The 22,796-nt window shown below is 67.3% G+C and carries 19 protein-coding genes; 9 read left to right on the forward strand and 10 right to left on the reverse strand.

Features of this window, described 5'->3' with window-relative positions; all coding sequences use genetic code 11:
* Window positions 1-125 precede the first annotated feature (125 nt).
* Both ACQP1G_RS43085 and ACQP1G_RS43090 read right to left on the reverse strand, forming a co-directional pair.
* Complete coding sequence (locus tag ACQP1G_RS43085) at window positions 126-3,281, reverse strand: sacsin N-terminal ATP-binding-like domain-containing protein (RefSeq protein ID WP_433196033.1); 3,156 nt, start codon at window positions 3,279-3,281, stop codon at window positions 126-128.
* 14 nt (window positions 3,282-3,295) lie between these two features.
* Window positions 3,296-5,689, reverse strand: coding sequence for a DUF3027 domain-containing protein (locus tag ACQP1G_RS43090; protein WP_433196035.1), 2,394 nt, complete (start codon window positions 5,687-5,689; stop codon window positions 3,296-3,298).
* A 17-nt stretch (window positions 5,690-5,706) separates the two neighbouring features.
* On the opposite strand from ACQP1G_RS43090, the gene ACQP1G_RS43095 reads away from it, so the two are divergent.
* The 3 genes from ACQP1G_RS43095 to ACQP1G_RS43105 all read left to right on the forward strand — a co-directional run bounded on the left by ACQP1G_RS43095 (window position 5,707) and on the right by ACQP1G_RS43105 (window position 8,806).
* On the forward strand, window positions 5,707-6,480 hold the full coding sequence (locus tag ACQP1G_RS43095; RefSeq protein WP_433196037.1) for a glutaminyl-peptide cyclotransferase: 774 nt from the start codon (window positions 5,707-5,709) through the stop codon (window positions 6,478-6,480).
* 77 nt (window positions 6,481-6,557) lie between these two features.
* Complete coding sequence (locus ACQP1G_RS43100) at window positions 6,558-8,300, forward strand: MFS transporter (protein WP_433196039.1); 1,743 nt, start codon at window positions 6,558-6,560, stop codon at window positions 8,298-8,300.
* On the forward strand, window positions 8,297-8,806 hold the full coding sequence (locus ACQP1G_RS43105; RefSeq protein ID WP_433196041.1) for a DUF2771 domain-containing protein: 510 nt from the start codon (window positions 8,297-8,299) through the stop codon (window positions 8,804-8,806). The genes ACQP1G_RS43100 and ACQP1G_RS43105 overlap by 4 nt, the downstream gene beginning before the upstream one ends.
* Before the next feature lie 128 nt (window positions 8,807-8,934).
* Here the strand turns inward: ACQP1G_RS43105 and ACQP1G_RS43110 are convergent, their stop codons facing one another.
* Window positions 8,935-9,360 carry a cold-shock protein gene (locus ACQP1G_RS43110; RefSeq protein ID WP_433209317.1) on the reverse strand — a complete coding sequence of 142 codons (426 nt, stop codon included), beginning with the start codon at window positions 9,358-9,360 and terminating at the stop codon, window positions 8,935-8,937.
* 198 nt (window positions 9,361-9,558) lie between these two features.
* Here ACQP1G_RS43110 and ACQP1G_RS43115 point away from each other — a divergent pair, with 198 nt between their 5' ends.
* On the forward strand, window positions 9,559-9,801 hold the full coding sequence (locus ACQP1G_RS43115; protein WP_433196043.1) for a hypothetical protein: 243 nt from the start codon (window positions 9,559-9,561) through the stop codon (window positions 9,799-9,801).
* A 366-nt stretch (window positions 9,802-10,167) separates the two neighbouring features.
* Entirely contained in the window at window positions 10,168-10,788 is a 621-nt protein-coding gene (locus ACQP1G_RS43120; RefSeq protein WP_433196045.1) for a resuscitation-promoting factor Rpf1 domain-containing protein, read from the forward strand.
* Between the two features lie 87 nt (window positions 10,789-10,875).
* Here the strand turns inward: ACQP1G_RS43120 and ACQP1G_RS43125 are convergent, their stop codons facing one another.
* Window positions 10,876-11,064 (reverse strand): hypothetical protein, encoded by a 189-nt coding sequence (locus ACQP1G_RS43125; RefSeq protein ID WP_433196047.1) that lies wholly within the window; start codon window positions 11,062-11,064, stop codon window positions 10,876-10,878.
* A 214-nt stretch (window positions 11,065-11,278) separates the two neighbouring features.
* Here ACQP1G_RS43125 and ACQP1G_RS43130 point away from each other — a divergent pair, with 214 nt between their 5' ends.
* A complete protein-coding gene (locus tag ACQP1G_RS43130; protein WP_433196049.1) occupies window positions 11,279-13,570 on the forward strand; it encodes a helicase-associated domain-containing protein in 2,292 nt (763 codons plus the stop codon).
* Here ACQP1G_RS43130 and ACQP1G_RS43135 read toward each other — a convergent pair whose 3' ends face one another.
* Window positions 13,571-14,098, reverse strand: coding sequence for an LppU/SCO3897 family protein (locus tag ACQP1G_RS43135; protein WP_433196051.1), 528 nt, complete (start codon window positions 14,096-14,098; stop codon window positions 13,571-13,573).
* 315 nt (window positions 14,099-14,413) lie between these two features.
* Here ACQP1G_RS43135 and ACQP1G_RS43140 point away from each other — a divergent pair, with 315 nt between their 5' ends.
* Window positions 14,414-15,247, forward strand: a complete 834-nt coding sequence (locus ACQP1G_RS43140; protein WP_433196053.1) for a hypothetical protein — start codon at window positions 14,414-14,416, stop codon at window positions 15,245-15,247.
* Window positions 15,248-15,260: 13 nt separating this feature from the next.
* Here ACQP1G_RS43140 and ACQP1G_RS43145 read toward each other — a convergent pair whose 3' ends face one another.
* The 4 genes from ACQP1G_RS43145 to ACQP1G_RS43160 all read right to left on the reverse strand — a co-directional run bounded on the left by ACQP1G_RS43145 (window position 15,261) and on the right by ACQP1G_RS43160 (window position 19,800).
* Window positions 15,261-16,652 carry a M1 family metallopeptidase gene (locus ACQP1G_RS43145; protein ID WP_433196055.1) on the reverse strand — a complete coding sequence of 464 codons (1,392 nt, stop codon included), beginning with the start codon at window positions 16,650-16,652 and terminating at the stop codon, window positions 15,261-15,263.
* A 48-nt stretch (window positions 16,653-16,700) separates the two neighbouring features.
* Window positions 16,701-17,336, reverse strand: a complete 636-nt coding sequence (locus ACQP1G_RS43150) for a LysE family translocator (protein ID WP_433196057.1) — start codon at window positions 17,334-17,336, stop codon at window positions 16,701-16,703.
* Between the two features lie 39 nt (window positions 17,337-17,375).
* Window positions 17,376-18,044, reverse strand: a complete 669-nt coding sequence (locus ACQP1G_RS43155) for a DUF3239 domain-containing protein (protein ID WP_433196059.1) — start codon at window positions 18,042-18,044, stop codon at window positions 17,376-17,378.
* A 97-nt stretch (window positions 18,045-18,141) separates the two neighbouring features.
* The gene (locus ACQP1G_RS43160) at window positions 18,142-19,800 is read right to left on the reverse strand and encodes a DNA repair helicase XPB (protein WP_433196061.1); all 1,659 of its coding nucleotides are present in this window, start codon (window positions 19,798-19,800) and stop codon (window positions 18,142-18,144) included.
* A gap of 304 nt (window positions 19,801-20,104) precedes the next feature.
* Between ACQP1G_RS43160 and ACQP1G_RS43165 the strand changes: the two genes are divergently transcribed.
* Entirely contained in the window at window positions 20,105-20,749 is a 645-nt protein-coding gene (locus ACQP1G_RS43165; RefSeq protein ID WP_433196063.1) for a LysE family translocator, read from the forward strand.
* A gap of 52 nt (window positions 20,750-20,801) precedes the next feature.
* Window positions 20,802-21,452 carry a trimeric intracellular cation channel family protein gene (locus ACQP1G_RS43170; RefSeq protein ID WP_433196065.1) on the forward strand — a complete coding sequence of 217 codons (651 nt, stop codon included), beginning with the start codon at window positions 20,802-20,804 and terminating at the stop codon, window positions 21,450-21,452.
* Window positions 21,453-21,472: 20 nt separating this feature from the next.
* Here the strand turns inward: ACQP1G_RS43170 and ACQP1G_RS43175 are convergent, their stop codons facing one another.
* The gene (locus ACQP1G_RS43175; RefSeq protein WP_433196067.1) at window positions 21,473-22,651 is read right to left on the reverse strand and encodes a pyridoxal phosphate-dependent aminotransferase; all 1,179 of its coding nucleotides are present in this window, start codon (window positions 22,649-22,651) and stop codon (window positions 21,473-21,475) included.
* Window positions 22,652-22,796 lie beyond the last annotated feature (145 nt).

Genomic DNA, 22,796 nt, shown 5'->3' on the forward strand with positions numbered 1-22,796 from the left:
TGACGTGAATCGCACCCCGGCACACGGCAATCCGCGCCCACTTGCGGGTACGGCACACGCCTGTTCGTGACCACACCTGCACGATTGCACCGGCGCGGTGCCGAAGCGGCGTATGCGGTGACCGATCACTGGGCAGGGTGGTACGGGGTTCGGATGTGGGTGGTTGTGCCGTCGCGCCACCAGGGGACCGACACTGTGGATTCGACAGCGCCGCGCAGGTGTACTCGCAGGTCGTCGTGCAGCACCAGGTCGCCCTCTTGGTCGGGCAGTGTGAACAGTTGGCGCAGTACGATTCCCAGCGGTTCGGCCGACCAGGTGGTGGGGCGACCCTGACTGGTTACCTCGGCGGTGATCGCCTCGGAGACCAGGGGCAGGTCGAGCAGGGTCGCGAGGGCCGGTGCGGTGGAGATATCGCCGGCAACCAGGCGATCCGGTGGAAGGGCGAGGCCGAACCAAGGCTGATCGAGTACCCAGACATCGTTGGGGTCGACGACTGCCGAAGACAGGGCGCGCACGCGGTCGGGTAGATCGAGTTCGGTCAGATCGAGGTGATCCGCGGCGACGGCGGCGGCCAGGCGGGCATGGGTTCGGGAAACCACCTCGGGCGTAGGGGATTTCGAGGGATCGGCGAGGGCGTCCAGCAGGGCGGCGGCCAATTCCTGGGTGATGACATTCGGATCCGCCAGGACAGCACGCAAGGCGTCGGCATCCGGGCGGCCCAGAACATAGCCCTCGGACGGGCGGCCCAGGCCGAAACGCTCGGATACGGCATCCCGGCTGCCGCGGTCGAAGCCCTCGGATTCGGACTCCGAGCGGATGGGTCCGGAAAGCTCGAATGCGGGGAGCAGGTCGGCGAATTCGCTATCGGCCGGGTGGCGGAACAGGCCGAGTGGGGTGCCCTCGATGCGCGCGTATCTGCGCAACCACCAGGCGGTGTACCCCTCGGGATCAGTGAGCAGTGCGCGGGTACGTGGGCTGGATGCCAACTGCCGCAAGGCTTCCGGCCAGCACGACTCGTCGACCAGGTCCAGGTCACGGACGGCGGCCAGCTGCGGCGGGTCCTCGGGCAGGCCCGACCACCACCGCTCTTCGTCATCCAGATGATGGTCGGGGCCGGTGGGATCGGTCTCGACGACGATGCTGAAATCCCACCCCACGCCGACCGCCCGCAGCGCCTCGGCACCGTATCGGTCCACGATGTCCTGCGCGACGGTGCCGAATGGCGAGTCCGCCACGAGCAATGCGCTCAGCGGGGCATCGGGGAGCAGCAATTCGTCGGCAGGCAGCAATTCCCCGGTGCTGTCCGATAATTCGAGCAGCCCGAGCCAGGAGGGAAGCGCTGTCGGATCAGCATGCGCGGCGAGCCGCAGTACAGCGTCGACAGTGTCCGGATCGCCCGGCTGATCCGCCAATTCGGCGCGCAAACCTGGATCGGTCAGCAGATCCTCGGCGGTGGCCGAACGTGCACCGAGCCGCGCGAGCAGCGGATGCACCGCCTCCGGATGCACCAGCCGCGCCCAGTGCACCGGGATCGCGACCTCGAGCTGGTCATCCAGAACCACTGTGCGCGGACCGGTTACCAGCCGACCGTCGGCCAGGGGCACCGCGAGCGCCCCCAACTCCTCGGCCGCCAATGGATCGACGACAAACGGCTCCAATGCCGTGTACAGCGACTGCCACCACTTCGGCGACCGCTCCAGGCCACCCGACAGCTCCGCCAGCCGAGCCAACCCCAGCCGATGCACATCCAGCACACCCAGCGCTTCGCTGTGCGCCCGCCCCGACAGTTCGGGAATCACCAACGGTCCGACCACATCATCGAGCAACCCGGCCAATTCCCGGCTCAGACCGGTGAATACGCTCGCGCGCGTCGGCACCGCGGTCGCTCCCGGGCTATCGGGCAATCGCGTGACAACGGGAGTGCCCGCAGCCAGGTCCTCGGACTCGGCAACTGCGGTGCCGAGCGGACCGGCGTCCTTGCCGACGCTGATCCCATCGACCGCAACGCTCTCGCGAGGCGTCGTAATGCCCTGCGCCGCTGCGATGTCCGTGGGCGATGAGGTGAGCGGACCGCCGACCGCGTCAGCAGCAGACGAGTCATCCAGAAATGCCGGGCCTTCGGACAATTCCGCCACATCGAAACCGAGCAGCGGCCCGCCAACAGGGTTCGGGCGTGCGGTTCCGATCGGGAGCCACGGGTGGGTCTGGAGTTCTCGGACCAGGGCCTCGCGCAGAAGGCCATCGACCTCGCTGCGGGCGAACCCCGGACGGGGGACCAAGACGAGGCGGTCGCGAGGCGGTAGTGCGCGGGCGAAATCGGCATAGCCCTCGGCTAATTCGGCAAGGCGGGCACCGGGCAGGACGCGTCGACGATCCGGCTGCATGGGGATATCGGCGATGAGTAGCGCGGGTAGCGACAGCTCCTCATCGGATCGGGTGGGTGCGCGCAGCACATCGTGCGCGGCGGGCACCGGCCTGCCATCGCGCAGCGGCAGCAGCCAGCGCGCGCGCGTCGTTCGGTATTCCCACCAGACCCGCCGCTCCGATTCGGGCCCGTCGATACGCACCTCCCACAGCCCCGCCCGATCATCGCCACTCGGCTCGGTGACCGTGGCGGTGACCTCGTCATCGCCGATTCGGATGCTCTGCAAGGCAGGTAGCTCCAGCAGGAGGTCCACTGCTTCGGCACGCATTTCGGCGAGTAAGGAGTGGGGATCGATATCCGGGCGCAGGGTCAGCACGATCTCGGTGTCCGCGCCCGGGGCTGGGACGGATTCGATCGGCCAGGCCAGGCGCAGGACCGGTGGAGCAAAGGTGTCGGCCGGGTCAGGGACAGTGATCGCGTTGTCGCGCAGGGCTTTCCCGGTGAGATCGCGGGAGAAGCGGAGGGAGCCGGTGGTCGATCGCACCTCGATCTCGTCGCTTACCGTGCGCACCGCGGTGAAGCCGACGCCGAAGCGGCCGACACTCGTTGATGGATCGGCCTTACCGGAGGCGCGCAGCGCGGTGAGCGCGTGTACGCCGGAAATATCCAGCGGCGCACCGGTATTCGAGATATGCACAACGTCGTCGACCAGCCATACCACCAGCCGCCCCGGCACACCGGCCTTGGCCGCCGCGTCCGCGGCATTCTGCGCCAGCTCGGTCAGCAGCCGATCCCGGTACCCCGCCCGCACCAGATCCGCCTCAGTCGTGGCATCCTCACGCAATCGAGTCGGCGAATCACGCCACGCCGCGAGAACCCCCGCCCGCAGCCGCGACGTCCCGAACGGATCGGACAACCCGCCCCCGCCGCTCAGCCCTGCAACGATGACCCGAACCCCGGCCGTCCCGCAGCCCCCGGCCCACTCCGATCCTCAGCCCCCGATGCGCCACCGTCAGCAGCCGTGGCTTCGCTATCAGCAGCCGTGGCCTCACCATCAGCCGCTGCGGCCTCACCGTCAGCAGCCGTGGCTTCGCCATCAGCATCCGTGCCCTCACCATCAGCCGCCGCGGCCGCACCGCCGAAGACCGCTTCCGCAGCACCGGCGGCCGCACCCGCGCCCGATTCCGGCTGCGACACAGCAGCCTGAGCATCGCCCACGGCGTTGGCATCCGATCCTGGCTGGGACACGACGGCATCGGTGCCCGACTGGACCACGTCTCGATCGGTCGACGCCGCGTCAGCAACTGCCACCGGCTCCGATACAGCAGCTTCGGTACTCCGCTCAACCGCAGCGGTATCACCTTCGGCTCCGATCGTCGCCGAAGCATCAACGGCGGTAACACCGTTCGACTCGGCCTCGCCACCTACGCGAGAACCCGGCTCGACACCGGCGGTCGGTGCCGCGGCAGCAGCGTTGACCGCATCCGGACCGGATATTGCGTCGCCGATCGACTCACTGCCAGCACCGGACGCGGTCGGCTCAACCGCCGCACTCGGCTCGGCAACGGCATCGCGGGCCACACTGGTTGGGGCGACCACAGCGGGCAACTCAGGTTCACCACCATTAGTCACATCAGATGCGGGCGCAATATCGGAACCGCTGTCCGCACCTGGCACAACGACATTCGGCTCAACCGAAGCGGTGGCGCCAGCCCCCGCACCACCTGACAGAGCGTCGGTTCCGGACTCGACCGCAGTGCGTGACTCGGCCACATCACCGGATGCGGCCGCTGGGCCCGGTTCAACCGAGGTCACCTCGGCCACAACACCATCGGCCACCTGATCGTCCGACTCGACAACATCGCCCGACGCGGACCGAACATCCGCCTCGACGCTGATCGGCTCGGCCGTGGCAGCAGGTGCCGGACCCGCCACGGCCTCAGCACTGGTCGGCGCAGCAGGAACCTGCTCAACTGCTGTATCCGACTCGGTCGCAACCTCACCCGATGCGGTGGCGGCACTCGGCGCGACCGGGGAGTGGGATTCGGCGACGACATCGGCCGATGCAGAGAGCACGCCGGGCTCGATCGTGTTTGACGCGGTCGGATCCGCGGCGGCCTGGACAACGGACTCGCTGGCCGCGGTCGTCGCGACCGTCTGCTGTTCGCCTGGCGCCGCGACGGTCTGGTCAACCGCCGTATTCGACTCAGCCGCAGCGTCACCCTGCGCGACTTCAGCACCCGACTCGAGCACATCGCCCGACTCGACCACAGCATCACCCTGCACGGCTTCGGCACCCGACTCGTCCGCAGTGATCGGTTCGGCGACGACATCACCTGACGCGAGCCCAGCGCTGGGCTCGACCGCGGTCAGGTCCGGAGCAGCCTCGACGGACTCGCTCGATGCGACAGGATCTTGTCCATTCGGCACCTCGACGCTCTGCTCAACAGCCGTGTTCGACTCGGCAACAGTGTTGCCCGCGCCCGGCGCACCCTGCGGTGCCTCGGCGGCAATGTCGGTCACGGCTTCCGGCGCGGATTCCACGGACGCACCGGCACCACCGTCCGGCTTTCGCAGCGCCTCCGCCGGGATCACATCGAAGGCGGCGTCGTCGTAGGCCTCGTACAGCGGAGAGCCGCCGCCGGTGGGGGCTTCTACGTCGGAGTGGGCGCCGCAGCCGTATTCGGCGTGGACCACTCGCCCGTCGGCGCCCATGGCATTGCCGCAGACGCCGAAGGCGGCACGCAGCGAACCCGCCAACGGGAGGTAGAAACCGCAGCGGCCGCAGGTGGAGGGGGCAGCCTTGGCCATATCGGTTTCTGGGCCGAATTCGGAGAACCAGCGTTCAGCGGCTTCTTCGCGGCCCTCGCGGCTGAGCACCTTGGTGCGGCCGAGGCCGATCTCCATGGCGACCTCGTCGACGGCCGGATCGCCGCTGGCCACGTACCCGGGCACCAGGCGCGGATCGTTGACGGACGGGGCGAGCAGGTCGCCGGGCGCCAGATCGCCGGGGCGGATCCGCTGCTCCCACGGAATGAAATCGGGCGCGACCAGTGCGTCCGGACCGGGCAGCAGCGCCGACTCGCTCACCGTCGCGTAGGTCGCGTCGGGCGGGGCCGCCACCACGACGGCCCACTGCCAGCCGCGGTAGCCGGACAGGGTGGCCTCGAATCGGTGCGTCGCCGCGGCCTCGTCCTCCGCCGTGACACCGAGATGCGCGCCGACGCCGGTGGGTTCCAGCTCCAGGAGCGCGCGGCGGGCCACGTCGACGGCATCGGCAAGGATCGGCCGCACGCCGGACTGCGAAACAGAAACTGCGCTCACGGCCTACATTTTGCCGTATGGAGCGCAATCGGCGTTCGTTGGCCGTCGTTGTCCTGGTCAGCCTGCTCGGAATCACCGGGTGCGGCGGCTCCGGCGACGATCCGCCGCGACTACGCATCGAGGTGATCGGCACCCGTCCGCATGATGTGAAGGCGTTTACCGAGGGCCTCGAGGTCGACGGCACGGTGCTCTACGAAGGCACCGGTATGCCGGGCGCGTCGAGCGTGCGCGCCGTCGATCTGAACACCGGCGACGAACTGACCCGAGTCGACCTGCCCGCGCCCTACTTCGGCGAAGGCGTCACCAAGGCGGGTGCCACCGTTTGGCAGCTCACCTGGCAGGACCGGGTGGCGATCGCCCGCGATCCGGCCACACTGACCGAACGATCCCGCGCGTCCTATGACGGCGAAGGCTGGGGTCTGTGCACCCGCGCGGGCAGGCTGGTGATGAGCAACGGCTCCGACACCCTCACCTTCCGCGACCCGGTCAGCTTCGCCCCGACCGGCACCGTCACCATCACCGGCCGAAACCGGGTCCACCTCAACGAACTCGATTGCGCCGCCGACGGCTCGATCTACGCCAATTCCTATCCGACCGACGAGATCCTGCGCATCGATCCGGAAACCGGGGGCGTCCTCGCGGTCATCGATGCCAGCGGATTGCTCCCGGCCACCGTCCGCGCGGGCACCGACGTACTCAACGGCATCGCCCAACTCCCCGGCACCGACCACTTCCTGGTCACCGGCAAATACTGGCCGACCATATTCGAGGTCAGATTCGTACCGGACTGAGCGTGCCGGGTCACCTTTCCGGACGGCTTGGAGCGGCAAGTGAACCCAAGTCGCCGATGTACGACAGAATTGAGTGCGTGACTACTCCCCGCGATCCCTCCGGTTCCGACCGCGGTCCGTGGGATGGCGAGGAGTCCCCACCGATCCAGCGTCACCCCGGCTACGACCGCTACCCGCCACCCCATACGCCGCCCCGCCGGTCATCGCTACCTTCGCTGCCGCCCGAGCCACAACGCCGCGAACCACCCGCCACCAGACCACTGCCCGACGGATCCGCGAAACCGTCTGCCCCGCAACCGGAGCCCGCAACCGCATCCGGCGATGACGATCCCCAGCGGATCCCACGCAAGCTGACCGTCACCCGCGTCGCCGCGATGCGCGGCCGCCAACTCACCTCCCGCGGCGTCGCCTCCTTCCAGCGCGCCGCCAAGGCCGACGGCGCCGACAAATCCGGCCTCACCGCGCTGACCTACGCCACCATGGCGAACTTCGCCCTCGACGCCGCGATCGCGGTGGCCCTGGCCAATACGCTGTTCTTCGCCAGCGCCACCGCGGAGAGCAAGACGAAGGTGGCGCTGTACCTGTTGATCACCATCGCCCCGTTCGCGGTGATCGCCCCGCTCATCGGACCGATGCTCGACCGCCTGCAGCGCGGCCGCCGACTCGCACTGGCCACCTCGTTCGCCCTGCGCGCGGTGGTCGCGGTGGTGCTGATCATCGCCTTCGACAGCTGGGCGCTGTACCCGCTCGCCCTGTGCATGATGATCGGCAGCAAATCGTTCTCGGTGCTCAAGAGCGCGGTGACGCCGCGCGTGCTGCCACCGGAAATCGACTTGGTGCGCACCAACTCTCGGCTCACCGTCTTCGGTCTGGTCGGCGGCACCATCGGCGCGGGCTCGGTCGCCGCACTCGCCGCCGCCATCGCGGGGTCCAATGGCGCACTGGTCTTCGCCATCGCCATCGCGGTGGCGGGCACCCTGCTGAGCCTGCGCATCCCACGCTGGGTCGAGGTCACCGAGGGCGAAGTCCCGGCGACTCTGAGCTATCACGCCAATACCGAAGTCCTCGATCCGACAACCGAAACCACGGTTCCGCCGCGCAAGCGCAGGCAGCCACTCGGCCGCGCGGTCGTCACCGGACTGTGGGGCAATAGCGCCATCCGGGTGCTGACCGGGTTCCTGACGTTCTATGTGGCCTTCGTCGCCAAATCCACCGAGCACGGCGGCTGGCAGCAGGCGGCCATGCTCGGCGTGGTCGGCGTCGCCGCGGCCGTCGGCAATTTCGCCGGCAACGCGACCGGCGCCAGGATCCAACTCGGAAAGCCGTCACTGATCGTGCTCGGCTGCACCGCGGCCTGCTGCGCGGTCGCCCTGTTCGCGGTCTTCCTGAACAATCTGCTCGGCGCCGCGCTGGCGACCCTGGTCGCGGCGGGCGCGAGCGCGCTGGCGAAGGTGTCACTCGATGCCTCCATCCAGGACGATCTGCCGCCCGAATCGATCGCGTCCGGCTTCGGCCGGTCCGAAACCGTACTGCAGCTCAGCTGGGTCATCGGCGGTGCGGCCGGCGTGCTGCTGCCGACCACCTACTGGCAGGGTTTCGCGTTCATTTCCGCGATCCTGCTGTTCGGCCTGCTGCAGACCTTCATAAGCGACCGCGGCCACTCCCTGCTGCCCGGCCTCGGCGGCCACCGCCCCGAACACGCGGAGCAGGAAGTCGCGACACCCCGACACGCCGACACCGACCGAGCCGCGCAACGCGGTAGGGAGCGCGGTGGCGACACTAAGCACATGCAACGAGGCACAGGAGACCCGATCTGGTGAACAAGCCAAATACCCGCACCGTCGTCGCGCTAGCCGTGGCGGCACTATTGGTGTTCACTGTCGCCTTCGTCGGCGTGCTCACGGTGCTGGTCCACAAAGCCGGCCACCCCGATCCGACTGTCACCGCCTACGCCCACGGCAGGACCGTCACGGTCGAGCCGTTCCTGTACTGCACGGTGAAGTTGGAGGAGTGCAAGTACGGCGAAACCGTCGTACTCGACGTCCCCGCCGGATATCCGCTGCAGCTGTCGCTGCCGAAGAAGATCGCCGACGCGCCCTGGCTGGCCCAGCTGGTCTACGCCCTGCCCACCGGCGAAAAGGTGGATCGGGTGGTGAGCCGCAACGACTTTCCCGCAGGCGCGCTGGCCGTGACCATCGACTCGAAGCCGGAGCCCGAACTTCGGCTCGTCGGTGTCGAATTGCAGCTGCCGATCCTCGCACGCGATGACACCGGCCGGGAGTTCTACGTCCCGCACGCGGCCTGGTCGATCAGCACCGCACCGTAGCGACTGCTTGCAGGTCGCTCGAAAGGGTCCGTAGCGACTGCTTGCAGGTCGCTCGGAAAGATCAGCCGAAACGATTCGCGCGCTGCCCGTAGGTCCGGGCAGCGCGCGAAATTCGGTGTCCGCGAACGTCAGTGATCGAGTTCGCGCGCGACCGCCCGCACCACTTCCGAAATGCGCTGCGCGGTCTTGCGATCCGGATACCTGCCCTTGCGCAGATCCGGCTGCACCTTGGCCTCGAGCAGGGTGATCATGTCCTCGACCATCCCGTGCAGTTCATCCGGCGTGTGCTTGCGCGCGGCCGGTTCCCTGTGTGCGCCACGATCGCGCTCCTGGCCCTGTCGGACCGAGGGCGGGGATTCGAGCACCTTCAGGCTCAGCGCCTGCGGCCCGCGACGACCGGCTGCCATCCCGAATTCGACGCGCTGACCGGGCTTGAGACCCTCCACGCCATCCGGCAGCGCGGATGAACGGACATAGACGTCCTCACCCTCGTCTTGGGAAAGGAAGCCGAAGCCCTTTTCGACGTCGTACCACTTCACCCTGCCGGTCGGCACTGCGCTCACCCGTTCATCATCGAAACTCGGGCCACATTGGCCCGAGCACATCCGTCTGCCCAGGATCCGTCCGGCGAAGCGCACGGACGGATCCTGTCAGTTTGCGAAAAGAACGCGCCCCACAGCTGTGCAGGACGCGATTGCATCGAGTCTACCCCGGTGCGAATAACGCAAGCACATCAGTTTTACGGTCGAGCAGTGACGAACCCATCCGCGCCACCGCCCCCCGGCCACTCGCCGCGCCACGCAAGTGATCGGTTGCTGTACGTGGCACTCGGCCTGTTCGCGATCGGATTGCTTGCGATCGTCGCGATATTTCTGACGCCGATTTTCAGTGATTCGGACCCGGCCCTGTGGCTGTATCTGACGGCGATGCTGGCGCCGCTCGGGTTCTTGTGCTCGGTCGGCTTCGCGCTGTGGTCGGGCCGACGGTCGCGGTGAACCGGTTACCCCTGCTAAACGTTACCGAACCGTCGATGTGATCCTCGTCACATAACAGCACGGTCACGGAGTGGCGGCTGGCCAATACCGACCCCGCCGCACCATCTCTCATCTGCGCGGAAGCATCACCGCCGCAACCGATACCGGTCCGAGACCCGCGCAGACCCGCCGGTTACCAAATAGTGATTTTTCGCGGCGATCGTCGTACGGTCTTACCCAGCCGGGACAACCGGCAACCACCGGCCCGCCGCATCAAACCTCACCCCGCGGATACCGGACCCCAACGGAATCAGGGGTGGGGGCGGGACGGACGACCTCTCAGTCCGGACCACTTGCAGATGCGTACGAGAGGCAGACGAACCCGCAATGAGTGGACGCCATCGCAAGCCAACCTCCACTGGGCGCACCGTAGCCAAGGTCGCCGTCACCGGCGCGATCATCGGCACCGCAGGTGTTGCTCTCGCTGGAAACGCCAGCGCGGCACCCGATCAGGACTGGGATCGCCTCGCACAGTGCGAGGCCGGCGGTAACTGGGGCATCAACACCGGCAACGGTTTCCAGGGCGGACTGCAGTTCTCCCCCAGCACCTGGAACGCCCACGGCGGCGGCGAATTCGCCTCGACCGCCAACCAGGCCAGCCGCGAACAGCAGATCACGGTCGCCGAGAAGGTCCTCGCCAGCCAGGGCTGGGGCGCTTGGCCCTCCTGCTCGTCCTCGCTCGGCCTGAGCAGCGCTTCCACCCCGCGCACCGCCCCCGCCGCCGACGCACCGCGCTGGAACCCGGCCCCGGCCGCCCCCGAGCAGGCCATCGCCGACCCCAGCCAGCAGGTCTTCGACGCGATCGACCGCGCCGTCGCCGTCGTGCAGGGGCAGGGCGTTCAGATCCCGAAGGAAGCCCTCGATTTCTTCAACGCCACCAAGGGCACTCAGCTCGACCCGGCGATCGTGAACTTCTACGAGGCGAACCAGGGCCTGCTGCCCTCCTGAGTCGCCACAGAGCAGACCGTACGACGAAGGTCCCCGCATCAATATGCGGGGACCTTCGTCGTATCGGCGGGTTTTCCGTTCGGGTTCTCAGCGGTTGATCACCGTATTCGGGTGCATGTAGGGCAGCTGATCGGCCGGGACCGGAAACTCGGTGTCTTCGCCGAACGGCGAAAGCCCACCGGAACGGGTCGACGATAGTTCGGTGACCGCGTGGCCACCGTCGTCCACTGCGGGCCAGCCATTGTCGACATAGGGTTTCTTCGATTTGTTCACCACGCCCACATGCTAACGCGGCTCCCCCACCTCCCCGAACCTCTGGCCGGTCGTAAGTGCTCAACGAGTCACGTCGCGGATCGGTGGCTGGTTGCCGGACCAGTTATCGGCGTTCCCGACGAGTTACCCATGTGCGAGCGAAATCAGTCGTCACGTCGCCGTTCGATGTGTCTAGGCAGACCGGCAAACAAAACGACAGCACCGTAGGCTGGATCGGATGACTGCGACCGATTCACTGACGGGCTGGTTCGCGGCCCGTAGCGATGCGCAGCTGGTGGCCCTGCTCGAACTGCGGCCCGATCTGGCCGTACCGCTGCCCTCCTCGATGGCGGTGCTCGCAGCCCGCGCCGAGCAGCGTGCGTCGGTTCTGCGCGCCACCGACGACCTCGACACGCTCGAGTTCGCGATCGTGGAAACCCTTGCGGTGCATCGGTCCACGGGGTCCGGTGGGACGCCGATGAGTCGCAAGGCGCTGCGCTCGCAGTTGAAAGATCGTGTCCGGGTCGCGGCAATCGATGCCGCACTGACCCGCCTGTCCGATCGCGCGCTGATGTGGAACGACGGTGACGACCTACATCTGATCCCGGCCGCCGCCGAGGCGCTGCCATGGCCGATCGGCGCCACAACCGAGATTCCGGATGCGCTGACCGAGCCCGAGGTGGTGGCCGCCCTTGCGGTGGCCGCCCCCGCCGAACGAGCGCTGCTGGACAAACTGGCCAGCACCGGCCCGCGCGGGCGCACCAGGGACGCCGCACCGGGCACCCCCATCGACCGACCGATCCAGCAACTGCTCAGTCGCCGACTGTTGCACTGGATCGACGACGAGACGGTCGAACTCCCGGTCACGGTTGGCCAAGTGCTGCGCCGGGAGCCGGTGACCCATCCACACGCACTGAAACCACCGGAGCCGACACCGACCGAGCGCACCCCCGCCGAAGTGAATGCGGTCGCGGCGGGCGAAGTGGGCGAGCTGCTCCGGCATTGCGCCGACATCCTGGACGCACTCGGCCAAGCGCCCGCGCCCGCCTTGCGGGCGGGTGGGCTCGGGGTGCGGGAGTTACGCCGCGTCGCCAAACAGACCGGTATCGACGAACCGCGCGCGGGACTGCTCGTCGAACTGCTCGCCGCGGCCAAGCTCATCGAGAAGGGTATGCCGGACCCGCCGCCGGAATTCGACTCCACCGACGACTTCTGGGCGCCGACCCCGGCCGCGGATGGCTGGCGGGACGCGCCGCCCGCCCGTCGCTGGGTGGCGCTGGCACTGGCCTGGCTCGACCTGGACCGTATGCCGTGGATGATCGGCATGCGCGACGCCAACGACAAACCGCTGGCGGCACTGTCGATCGAACTGCGCACCCCACACGCACCGCGTGACCGGCGCACCATGCTGAATCTGCTCGCCGAATATCCGACCGGCGCCGAACTGCATCCCGCCGACATCGGCCGGATCCTGGCCTGGCGGCAACCGAGATGGCGCAGGCACTTTCGCGTCGAGGCGGTCGAGCACACGCTGCACGAGGCCGCGACGCTGGGATTCGTCGGGCGCGGCGCGCTCGGCTCACCGGCCAGGGCGCTGCTGCGCGGTTTGCCGACCAGCGCATCCGATGCCGAAACCGCGATGGAGTCGGCCCTGCCGGAACCGATCGATCACGTGCTGGTCCAGGCGGATCTGACGGTTATCGCACCCGGCCCGCTGACCCCCGAGCTGCAAAACCAGGTCGCACTCGTCGCCGATGTCGAATCCGCCGGCGCGGCAACGGTTTACCGGATCAGCGAAACGTCGGTGCGGCGCGCGCTCGACGCCGGAATGACGGCGGCCGAACTGCATACGCTGTTCACCACGCACTCCCGCACGCCGATCCCCCAGTCGCTGACCTATCTGATCGATGACGTGGCACGCAGACACGGACAGCTACGGGCCGGAATGGCGCAGTCGTTCGTGCGCAGTGACGATCCGGCGTTGCTGGCTCAGGTGTTGGCCTCGCCGGTGGCGAGCGAACTGGCGCTGCGGGGTATCGCACCGACCGTGGCCATCGCCCAAGCGCCGCTCGGCGAACTGCTCGAACGGCTGCGCGCGGCCGGATTCGCACCGGCCGGTGAGGATTCGGCGGGCACCATCGTCGATCTGCGCCCGCGCGGCGCCCGGATCGCGGTCCGCCCGCATGCCAGGCAGCCGTATCGTCCGACGCCGCCGAGCACCGAACAGCTGGAACTGCTGGTCGCGGAACTGCGCGCGGGCGAGCGGGCCGCGAGCGCCCGCCACGGCCAGTCGGTGCGCACCGACGGCACCCGAACCAGTACCGCCGCGACCCTGGCGCTGCTGCAATTGGCGGCGCGGGTGCGGCGGTCGGTCAATATCGGTTATGTCGACGCCCAGGGCGTCGCGTCGCAGCGCGTGGTCGAACCGCTGAAGGTCGGCAACGGCCAGCTCGACGCGCTGGACCCGGTGACCGGCGCGGTCCGGCACTTCACACTGCACCGGATCGCGTCGGTCGCCCTACTCGAGTAATCAGCCCTTGGCCGCGCCGAGGCAGAAGGTGACCTTCGGGTCCGGGACGGTCACGAAGCTGGTCGCGTTGGCATCGCACAGCAGCTCGTCGGTCTGGCCGTCGATGCGCTTGACCACCTTGAAGGTGGCTTCGGATGCGGAGCAGTCCGCGTACTTGTACGGGTTGGTGCCGACATCGGCATAGCAGCTGCCCTGCTTGAAGTTCGGCGCCAGGCACATGTAGGCCTTACCACCGCTCGCCAGATCCTCGGTGTAGGTGGTGTATTCGGCCGCGCAGTCGAGCTTCTTGTCCGCGGTCTGGAATACCTTGTAGACCGCCTTCGCCGAGGAGCAGTCTTCCGGCTCGGACTTGGTGGCCGTCGACGAACTGTCGGTGACATTGATGCAGTCACCGACCTTCGCCTTGGCGGTGTCGGACTTGCTTGCATTGTCGAGCGCCGAACAACCGGTCACTGCGGCCACCAATGCGCCCACCGCCAGGAGGGCGAGCACAAGACGTGCCAGCAGCCTCGTTCCTGGGAACTTCAACGTGAAACCCTCTCTCACCGAACGCGTTCACGGTAGTCGTGAACGCGGTGAGAATACCGTCACGGTCGCCCGAGCCGCATCGGCAGTTCGGGCGACCGTGACGATGCGACCGCGAGACCCGGCTCAGTACAGCCCGTACAGTCCGGACAGCCCCTGCAGCGCGAGGCCGACGAATTTCGGGATCAGGCTAGCGAGGACCTGGAGTCCTAAATAGTTCACTATCAATGCCTTTCGCATTCCGAATACAAACGTGGACGTTCGTCCAGTACACGCACTCTGTCGTTCCCAGGGGGCTTGTCGTTACGCTTGGAAAGTATGACGCTGCAGGACGTCGCCGTCGACTTGTACGGACTCGACCCCGGTGCCTTCGTCGCCGCGAGAGCGGTGCGCGTCGCCGAGGCCAAGGATGCGGGCGATAAGGAACTCGCGGCCGCCATCGGCAAACTGCGCAAGCCGACAATGGTTGCGTGGGCGGTGAATCTGCTGGCCCGCGCGGCGCCCGATGATATCGATGCGCTGCTGCGGCTCGGTGCGGCCTTGCGTGCGGCACAGCGGGAACTGTCGGGCGATCAGTTGCGCGCCCTGACCACGCAGCGACAGCAGGTGGTGAATGCCCTGGCGAAACGGGCCGGTGCGCTGGCCAGCGACCGCGGACATTCGGTCACCGAAGGGGCGCTGCGCGAGGTGGGACAGACGCTGACAGCGGCGCTGGCCGATGACACGGTGGCCGATCGGGTGCGCACCGGGACGTTGGCGACGTCGGCGAGTTACGAAGGTTTCGGACCGAGCGGGGCCTCGCTTACCGCCGTGAAGGAAACGGACACAACGAAATCCGCGGCAGAACCGACTGCAGCCGAATCCGAGGACAACGCGCGCCAAGAGCTGGCCGATGCGCTCGAAGCTCTCGAATCAGCCCGGGCGGCACGGGATTCGGCGCAATCCGAGGCGGACCAAGCGGCGAACCTGTTGACCGAGAGCGAATCTCGTATCGAGGCTCTGCGCGAGGAGCTGGCGCATGCCGAGCAGCAGAAGCAGTTCGCGCGCACCGCCGATCGCGGCGCGCACGACCAGTTGCGTTCGGCCCAAAAGCAACTCGATCGGGTCGAGCGCTGGGTGGAACGGGCCCGCGAGCGGGTGGAGAACGAATAAGAGCGGCGCCGCGTCAGTCGCTCAGCGTGCCGGGGAACAGGTATACGTCCGGGGGCGGGGATGTGCTGTTCAACCAGGCGTCGAGGAACCCCGTCAGATCGGTGTGGGATTTCAACTGCATGAACGCACGGAACTCCGGCATCGAGGCATTGCCGTAGGCGTGTGCGACATTGAATTCCCGGACGGCGGTGAAAAATATGTCATCGCCCACCTGTTTGCGCAGCGCATGCAGGAAGAGCGGGCCGCGATAGTAAACGGAGGTGAATTCATTTCCGGCGCCCGGATTCTCCAGGGGAATGTCCCAGAACTTCGGGTCATCACGGTTTTTCCGAATGGTTTCGCGGTAGTCGGCGTCGATGTCCTTGCCTTCCATACGCTCGGGCCACAGATAGTCGGCGGTATAGCTGGCGAAGCATTCGTTCAGGCAGATATCGGACCATTGCCGCACCGATACCGAATCGCCCCACCATTGGTGCGCGATCTCGTGCACCACGGTGGGCAGGTCGGTCCAGGGCGCGTAGATCGGTCGGGTCTGGGTCTCCAGCGAGAACTTCACATCCGCGTCGACGTAGATGCCGCCCGCCGTATCGAACGGATAGGGCCCGTAGAGCGCTTCCGCGAAGTCGAGGATCTCGGGCAGACGCTGCTCGGTCTCCCAGTTGCTCGCCGCATTCGGCGCGAAGGCGCTGATCAGCGGGGTACCGTTGGCGCGGCGCTGCTCGAGATAGCTGTAGTGATCGATCGCGACGGTGGTCAGGTAACCGAGCACCGGTTGGTGCGTCTCCCAGGTGACGTTGCGCTTCGCACCGGTGACCGTATTCTGCGTCCGCACCCCGGTGGAGACCACCTCCCACTCTGCGGGAACCGACGCGTGCAGGGTGAAGGTGGCCTTATCCAGTGGGGTGTCGTTGAGCGGATACCAGGTGGTTGCCGAATGCGGTTCACCCGAGACGAAGGCGCCGCCACTCGGCGCATAGGTCCAGCCGTCACCCTCGGTGTTCGCGGCCGTGCCCGCGTAGTCGACGGTCACGGTGAACGGCAGGCCGGGCAGCAGCGGCAGCAGTGGCGTCACGGTCAGTTCGTGTTCGCCGTTGCGGTCGAAGGCGGCGGGCAGGTTGTTCACCGAGACCATGCGCACGTCCGGGCCATCGAAGTCGAGATCGAATATCCGCAGCGCCTGGGTAGCGGTGGCATCCATCCGGGCGGTGCCGGTGAGCTGGTGGCTCGGCGGGTCGTAGTCGATGGTGACGTCGTAGTGACCGGCGTTGTAGCCGCCGTTACCGTCGAGCGGGTAGTACGGGTCTCCCGCTCCGGGCGCGCCGACCAGCGGATCGGCGCTCGCTGGCACCGCAGCCACGACCAACGCGCCAACCACCGCCGCGCACAGCAAGCCGGATAACCTCATTCGACCACCCCTTTCCGACCCACCTGACCTCGGTGGATGGTAGCCGCTTTAGTCGGCGCTACCGCTGAGCGCCACCGATGCGCCGAGGCCGAAGATCATCGCACCCCCCGCGCCGCCGACCGCCTCCAGCCGCTGCGGTGAGCGGGCGAACCAGGCGCGCGCCGATGCGGCGAGCAGGCCCCACGCACTATCGGAGACCAGCGCGATCGCCAGGAAGATACTGCCGAGAATCAAGAACTGCCACTGCAGCGAGCCTGCCGCCGGATCGGCGAAATGCGGCAGCACCGCCGAGAAGAAGACGATCGCCTTCGGGTTGGTCAGCCCGACGAAGACGCTCTGCCGAAAGACTCTGGAATCGCCGGGGTCGACCTTGGCATTCAGCGCCGCACGCAGCGTCTTGCGCTCCCGAATCGCCTGGATACCGAGGTACATCAGATACAGCGCACCCGCGAACTTCACCACGGTGAGCGCGAGCGCCGACGCCGCGAGCAGGGTGCCGAGCCCGACCGAGACCAGCAGCAGTGCGACGAAAACGCCTGCCGCATGGCCGAGTACCGAGACCAGGGCGGCACGGCGGCCGAGCGCCAGCGCGCGACCGATGGTGAACAGCACACCCGGTCCGGGGATGACAATGATGACAATCGATGCGGCGGTGAAAGCCAGCAGATTTGACGCCGGAACCATCTACCGAGTCTATTGGGCGGCGCAAGGGAATTCCGATGATCAGGAACCCAGGTCACCGGGGAGCTGATGCGGGTCGAGCAGCAACCGTTTGGCGGAGGTGCGCCGCACCTTGTCCGCGAGCGCGAGGTTATCGGTGAGCAGCCGCCATTCGACCTCGCTGATGGCCGCGCGAGCCCGCTCGATCACCGTGCCGTCCCGGGTGCCCCAGGCGATCGGCATCGCGCTGACCGACTGCCAGCGCTCGCCCACCTGGCGCGGCGCCCGATCCGTGCGCACCGCGACCGACGGCACCCGCTCACCCGCGCGCTTCTCATGTCCCGGCAGATCACGCACCTTCCTGATCACCAGGGCATAGCGCGGGTCGGGAGTCTCCGGTCTCGAGACATCGACCAGGGCGAGCAGCACCACCCCGCTCGGATGAGTCTCGGAGACGACCGCGGGGATCAGCTCACCGTCGGCGTAGAGCTTGTCGATGCTGGAGCGGTGCGGCGTCCAGAACGCCACCCACAGCGCGACGACCGCACCGAGCGCGAACGCGATCGCCAGCAGATAGGCCCACGGATGATTCAGCCAGATCAGGTACGCGGTACCGGTCGCGGCGATGACGGCGGCCGCGATCGCCATGACGCGCAGTCGACGCAAGTCGGCGAAGACTTCGTTGACCGCATGCGCATGGTTACGGTCCACCGCGAATTCGAAGCGTCGCACGTCTTATTCCTAGCACACGTATCGGAGCCGGTTCCTCCGCATAAATGGCGCTGCCGTCGACAGCCTGAGCGTGCACGAGCGCAGCCGAGGGCACCGCTTATCCGATAGTTGGTCCCAGCAAGTCATCGGCATCCGTGATGCGATAGGCGTACCCCTGTTCGGCGAGGAAACGCTGTCGGTGCGCGGCGTATTCGGCATCCAGGGTGTCACGTGCGACGACCGAATAGAAGTGGGCTTGGCCGCCATCGTGTTTCGGCCGCAGCAACCGACCGAGCCGTTGCGCTTCCTCTTGGCGCGAACCGAATGTTCCCGAAACCTGTACCGCGACAGATGCTTCGGGCAAATCGATGGAAAAGTTCGCGACCTTGCTCACTACCAGTACCGGAATCTCACCGCGCCGGAAAGCATCGAAAAGTTCTTCGCGCTCTTTGGTTTTCGTCGAACCCTGAATGACCGGGGCATTGAGATCGGCGCCGAGTTCGTCGAGTTGCTCGAGGTAGGCGCCGATGACCAAGGTCTGCGCATCCTGATGCTTGGCCAGAATCGATTCCACCACAGGGATTTTCGTGCGTGCGGTCGAGCAGAGTTTATAGCGCTCCTCCGGCTCGGCGGTGGCGTACGCCATTCGCTCGGCATCGGTGAGGGTGACCCGGACCTCGATGCACTCGGCGGGGGCGATCCAGCCCTGGGCCTCGATATCCTTCCACGGGGCGTCGTAGCGCTTCGGTCCGATCAGCGAGAAGACATCGCCCTCGCGGCCGTCCTCGCGGACCAGGGTCGCGGTGAGACCGAGCCTGCGCCGCGATTGCAGATCGGCGGTCATGCGGAAAACCGGTGCGGGCAGCAGGTGTACCTCGTCGTAGATGACCAGTCCCCAGTCGCGGCTGTCGAAGAGTTCGAGGTGCTTGTACTCACCCTTGGTCCGGCGGGTGATCACCTGATAGGTGGCGATGGTGACCGGACGGATCTCCTTGCGCTCACCGGAGTATTCGCCGATCTCGTCCTCGGTCAACGAGGTTCGCGCCAGCAGTTCGCGCCGCCACTGCCGCCCGGCCACGGTATTGGTGACCAGGATCAGCGTTGTCGCCTGCGCCTTGGCCATCGCGGCCGCGCCGACCATGGTCTTGCCCGCGCCACACGGCAGCACGACAACACCGGAACCACCCGCCCAGAACGAATCCGCGGCCATCTCCTGGTAATCGCGCAGATGCCACTTACCGCCGGTGTAGTCCAGCTCGATCGGATGCGCCTCGCCGTCGACGTAGCCCGCGAGATCCTCGGCGGGCCAACCGATTTTCAGCAGCATCTGTTTGATCCGGCCGCGCTCGGACGGATGCACGACGACGGTGTCCTCATCGAGGCGGGCACCGAGCATCGGGGCGATCTTCTTGTGCCGCAGCACCTCCTCGAGCACCGCCCGATCCAGACTGACCAGCGTCAACCCGTGCGCCGGATTCTTCACCAGCTGCAACCGACCATATCGGGCCATGGTGTCCACAATGTCGACCAGCAGTGGCTGCGGCACCGCATAACGCGAGTGACTGACCAGCGCATCCACCACCTGCTCGGCATCATGCCCCGCCGCACGCGCATTCCACAGCGCCAACGGTGTCACCCGATAGGTGTGCACATGCTCGGGCGCCCGCTCCAACTCCGCGAACGGCGCAATGGCCTGCCGCGCCACCCCGGCCAACTCATGGTCGACCTCCAGCAGCAGCGTCTTGTCACTCTGAACGATCAGCGGACCGTCGGTCACAGCTCCGCCTCGCTGGGGCTCAGCTCCGCTGCGACCGGAAGTGCTGCGCCTATGGTTCGCTCGCTCACAGTCTCTCCTCGTATACGGCGCTCGGCATCCATATCCGATCGCGCGTGCGACTTCGGCCCATTCTCCCCGACACCACCGACACCCATCGGGTGCGGCATCGATCCGGCCGATGCCGACGGGCGTAGCTCGCGTCGGCTTCGTACATACAGCGTCCAGGCCGCCTGATTTGTTCCGGGTCCACCGCCGCTCAACTGGACCGAGACAGGTGCAGGGCGGGTGCGTGAGGATCGGGAGCATGATCGAGACTGCGGCGGTGTTGGGTGTGGCGGCAGCCGCGTTGGGGATGGTACTGACGCCGGGGCCGAACATGATGTATCTGGTTTCGCGGAGTGTTTCGCAGGGGCGGCGGGCCGGGTTGGTGTCGCTCGGGGGCGTGGCTGCCGGGTTCGGGGTGTATTTGGCGGCGGCCACGGCGGGGATCACCGCGGTGTTCGCGGTGGTGCCCGGTTTGTATCTGGCAATGAAGTTGGCCGGGGCCGGATATCTGTTGTGGCTGGCCTGGCAGGCGGTGCGGCCCGGCGGAACCTCGGTATTCGCGCCCGCCGCGTTGCCCGCGGATCCGACGCGGCGGTTGTTCGCCATGGGGCTGGTCACCAATCTGCTGAATCCGAAGATCGCGATCATTTACATGGCGCTGATCCCGCAGTTCGTGGTGCCCGAACACGGGCGGGTGTGGTTGCAGAGTCTGAGCCTCGGGGCGGTGCAGATCGCGGTGGCGTTGACGGTGAACGGGCTGATCGTGCTGGGTGCGGGCACCATCGCCGCGTTCCTGACCGGTCGCCCGCTGTGGCTGCGGATGCAGCGCTATGTCATGGGCACCATGCTCGGCGCGATAGCGTTGCAGCTCGCGACGGACCGCGCCCGCCCAATGCCTGCCTGAACATGCGCGGTGCCGGTGCGGCGGTTGACGCGGGATATGTGATCGTGTCCGCATGGCGCATTTCGATTCCGCGGTGAATACCGCGCAGCACATCGGGGAGTTGTTCGGCGTCGTCGCCTTCGCGACCTCGGGAGCACTGCTCGCGGCGCGGCGGGGGTTCGACGTTTTCGGGATCGTGGTGCTGGCCTGCAGTACGGCACTGGGTGGTGGTGTGATCCGGGATCTGGTGATCGGCCGGACCCCACCGGCGGCGTTCGTCGATCTCAGCTATCTGTGGACCGCACTGCTCGCGGCCGCGGTGATCTTCTTCTGGCATCCGTCGCCGCGGGTGACCGGCGGACCGCTGGAGGTGGCCGATGCGTTCGGGCTCGGATTGTTCTGCGTCACCGGCACGGTGATCGCCTACAATCACGGTCTCGGTGCGCCATCGGCCACGCTGCTCGGGCTGGTCACCGCGATCGGCGGCGGGGTGATCCGGGATCTGCTCGGCGGGCAGACGCCGAGTGTGCTCATACCCGAACAGATCTACGCGGTACCAGCACTTTTCGGTGCCGCCGCGACGGCGACGCTGCTGCATTTCAATGCCTACAACCCGATCACCGGCGGGTGTGCCGCACTCGGCGCCATCGCATTTCGGTTACTCGCGCTCCGGTACGACTGGCACGCGCCGCAGGCTCGGCGTCGGCCGCAAGATCGCGCCTGAGGCAGTCGCTCGCCCAGCACTCAGCTCACTCGAACACCCGCGCGGAGTCGACGCACGCCCTCGTCGAGAGTCTCGTCTCGCTTGCAGAAGGTGAAGCGCACCAGGTGATTCCATGCCTCGGCATGGTCGGCGAAGACGCTGATGGGCACGGCCGCGACACCCAGCCGAGCCGGAAGTTCCCGGCAAAAAGCCAGGCCGTCGGTGCCGCCGAGCGGCGTGATATCGGCGCAGATGAAGTAGCCGCCGGCGCTCTGCCTGACCCCGAAACCGGTATCCGACAGGGCGGCGGCGAGGCGGAGTCGTTTATCCGACAGCGTATCTCGCAGTCCGGCGACCCAGCCGAGTTCATTCCTGAGCGCGTGGGCGACGGCGGGCTGGAACGGCCCGCCGGCCACGAAGGTCATGAACTGCTTGGCCGCGAGCACACCGTCGATGAGATCCGCCGGGCCGCAGGCCCAGCCGGTCTTCCAGCCGGTGACGCTGAAAGTCTTTGCGGCGCTGGACACCACGACGGTGCGATCGGCCATACCGGGCAGGGTGGCGAGGCTGATGTGCGCGTTGCCGTCGTAGACGAGATGTTCGTACACCTCGTCGGTGAGCACCAACAGGTCGTGCTCGCAGGCGATTTCGGCGATTGCGGTCAGATCGGCGCGGTCGAGCACCGTGCCGGTCGGGTTGTGCGGGGAATTGACGATCAGCATCTTGGTCGCGGGTGTGATCGCGGCGCGCAGGCTGTCCAGGTCGAGTACGAAGCGGTCCCCGTCGGCGACGAGGTGGGCTGTGCGCCGCCGCGCACCGGCCAGCGCGACCGCGGCGGCGTAGGAGTCGTAGTAGGGCTCGATCAGCACGACCTCTTGGCCCGGCTCCACCAGACCGAGCACGGCGGCGCTGATCGCCTCCGTCGCCCCGACGGTGACCAGCACCTGGGTGTCCGGGTCGTACTGAGTGCCGTAGCGGCGGGCCCGGTCGGCGGCGATGGCCCGGCGCAGGATCGGCATACCGCGCCCGGGCGGGTACTGGTTGAGCCCGTCGGCGATGGCCTGACGCGCGACCTCGAGCATGCCAGCGGGTCCGTCGGTGTCCGGAAAACCCTGCCCCAGATTGACCGCGTCGTGGCGGACGGCTAATTCGGTCATCTCCGCGAAGATCGTGGAGGCAAAGGGGCGCAGGCGAGTGACGGTCGCGGGTTGCGAGGGCATATCCGGAGCGTAGCCCAGTGATCGCTATTGTTGCCCTCAGATAGCGAACAGCTATGTTTCACTTTTGGATCGAGGCTTCTACCTGCATGGTTGTGCGTTTTCCCACCGGCGGCTAGCCTCGCCGTGTTCTACCTCACAAACCGCT

Source organism: Nocardia sp. CA-107356 (assembly GCF_050946365.1).
In the GTDB taxonomy this organism is placed as follows: domain Bacteria; phylum Actinomycetota; class Actinomycetes; order Mycobacteriales; family Mycobacteriaceae; genus Nocardia.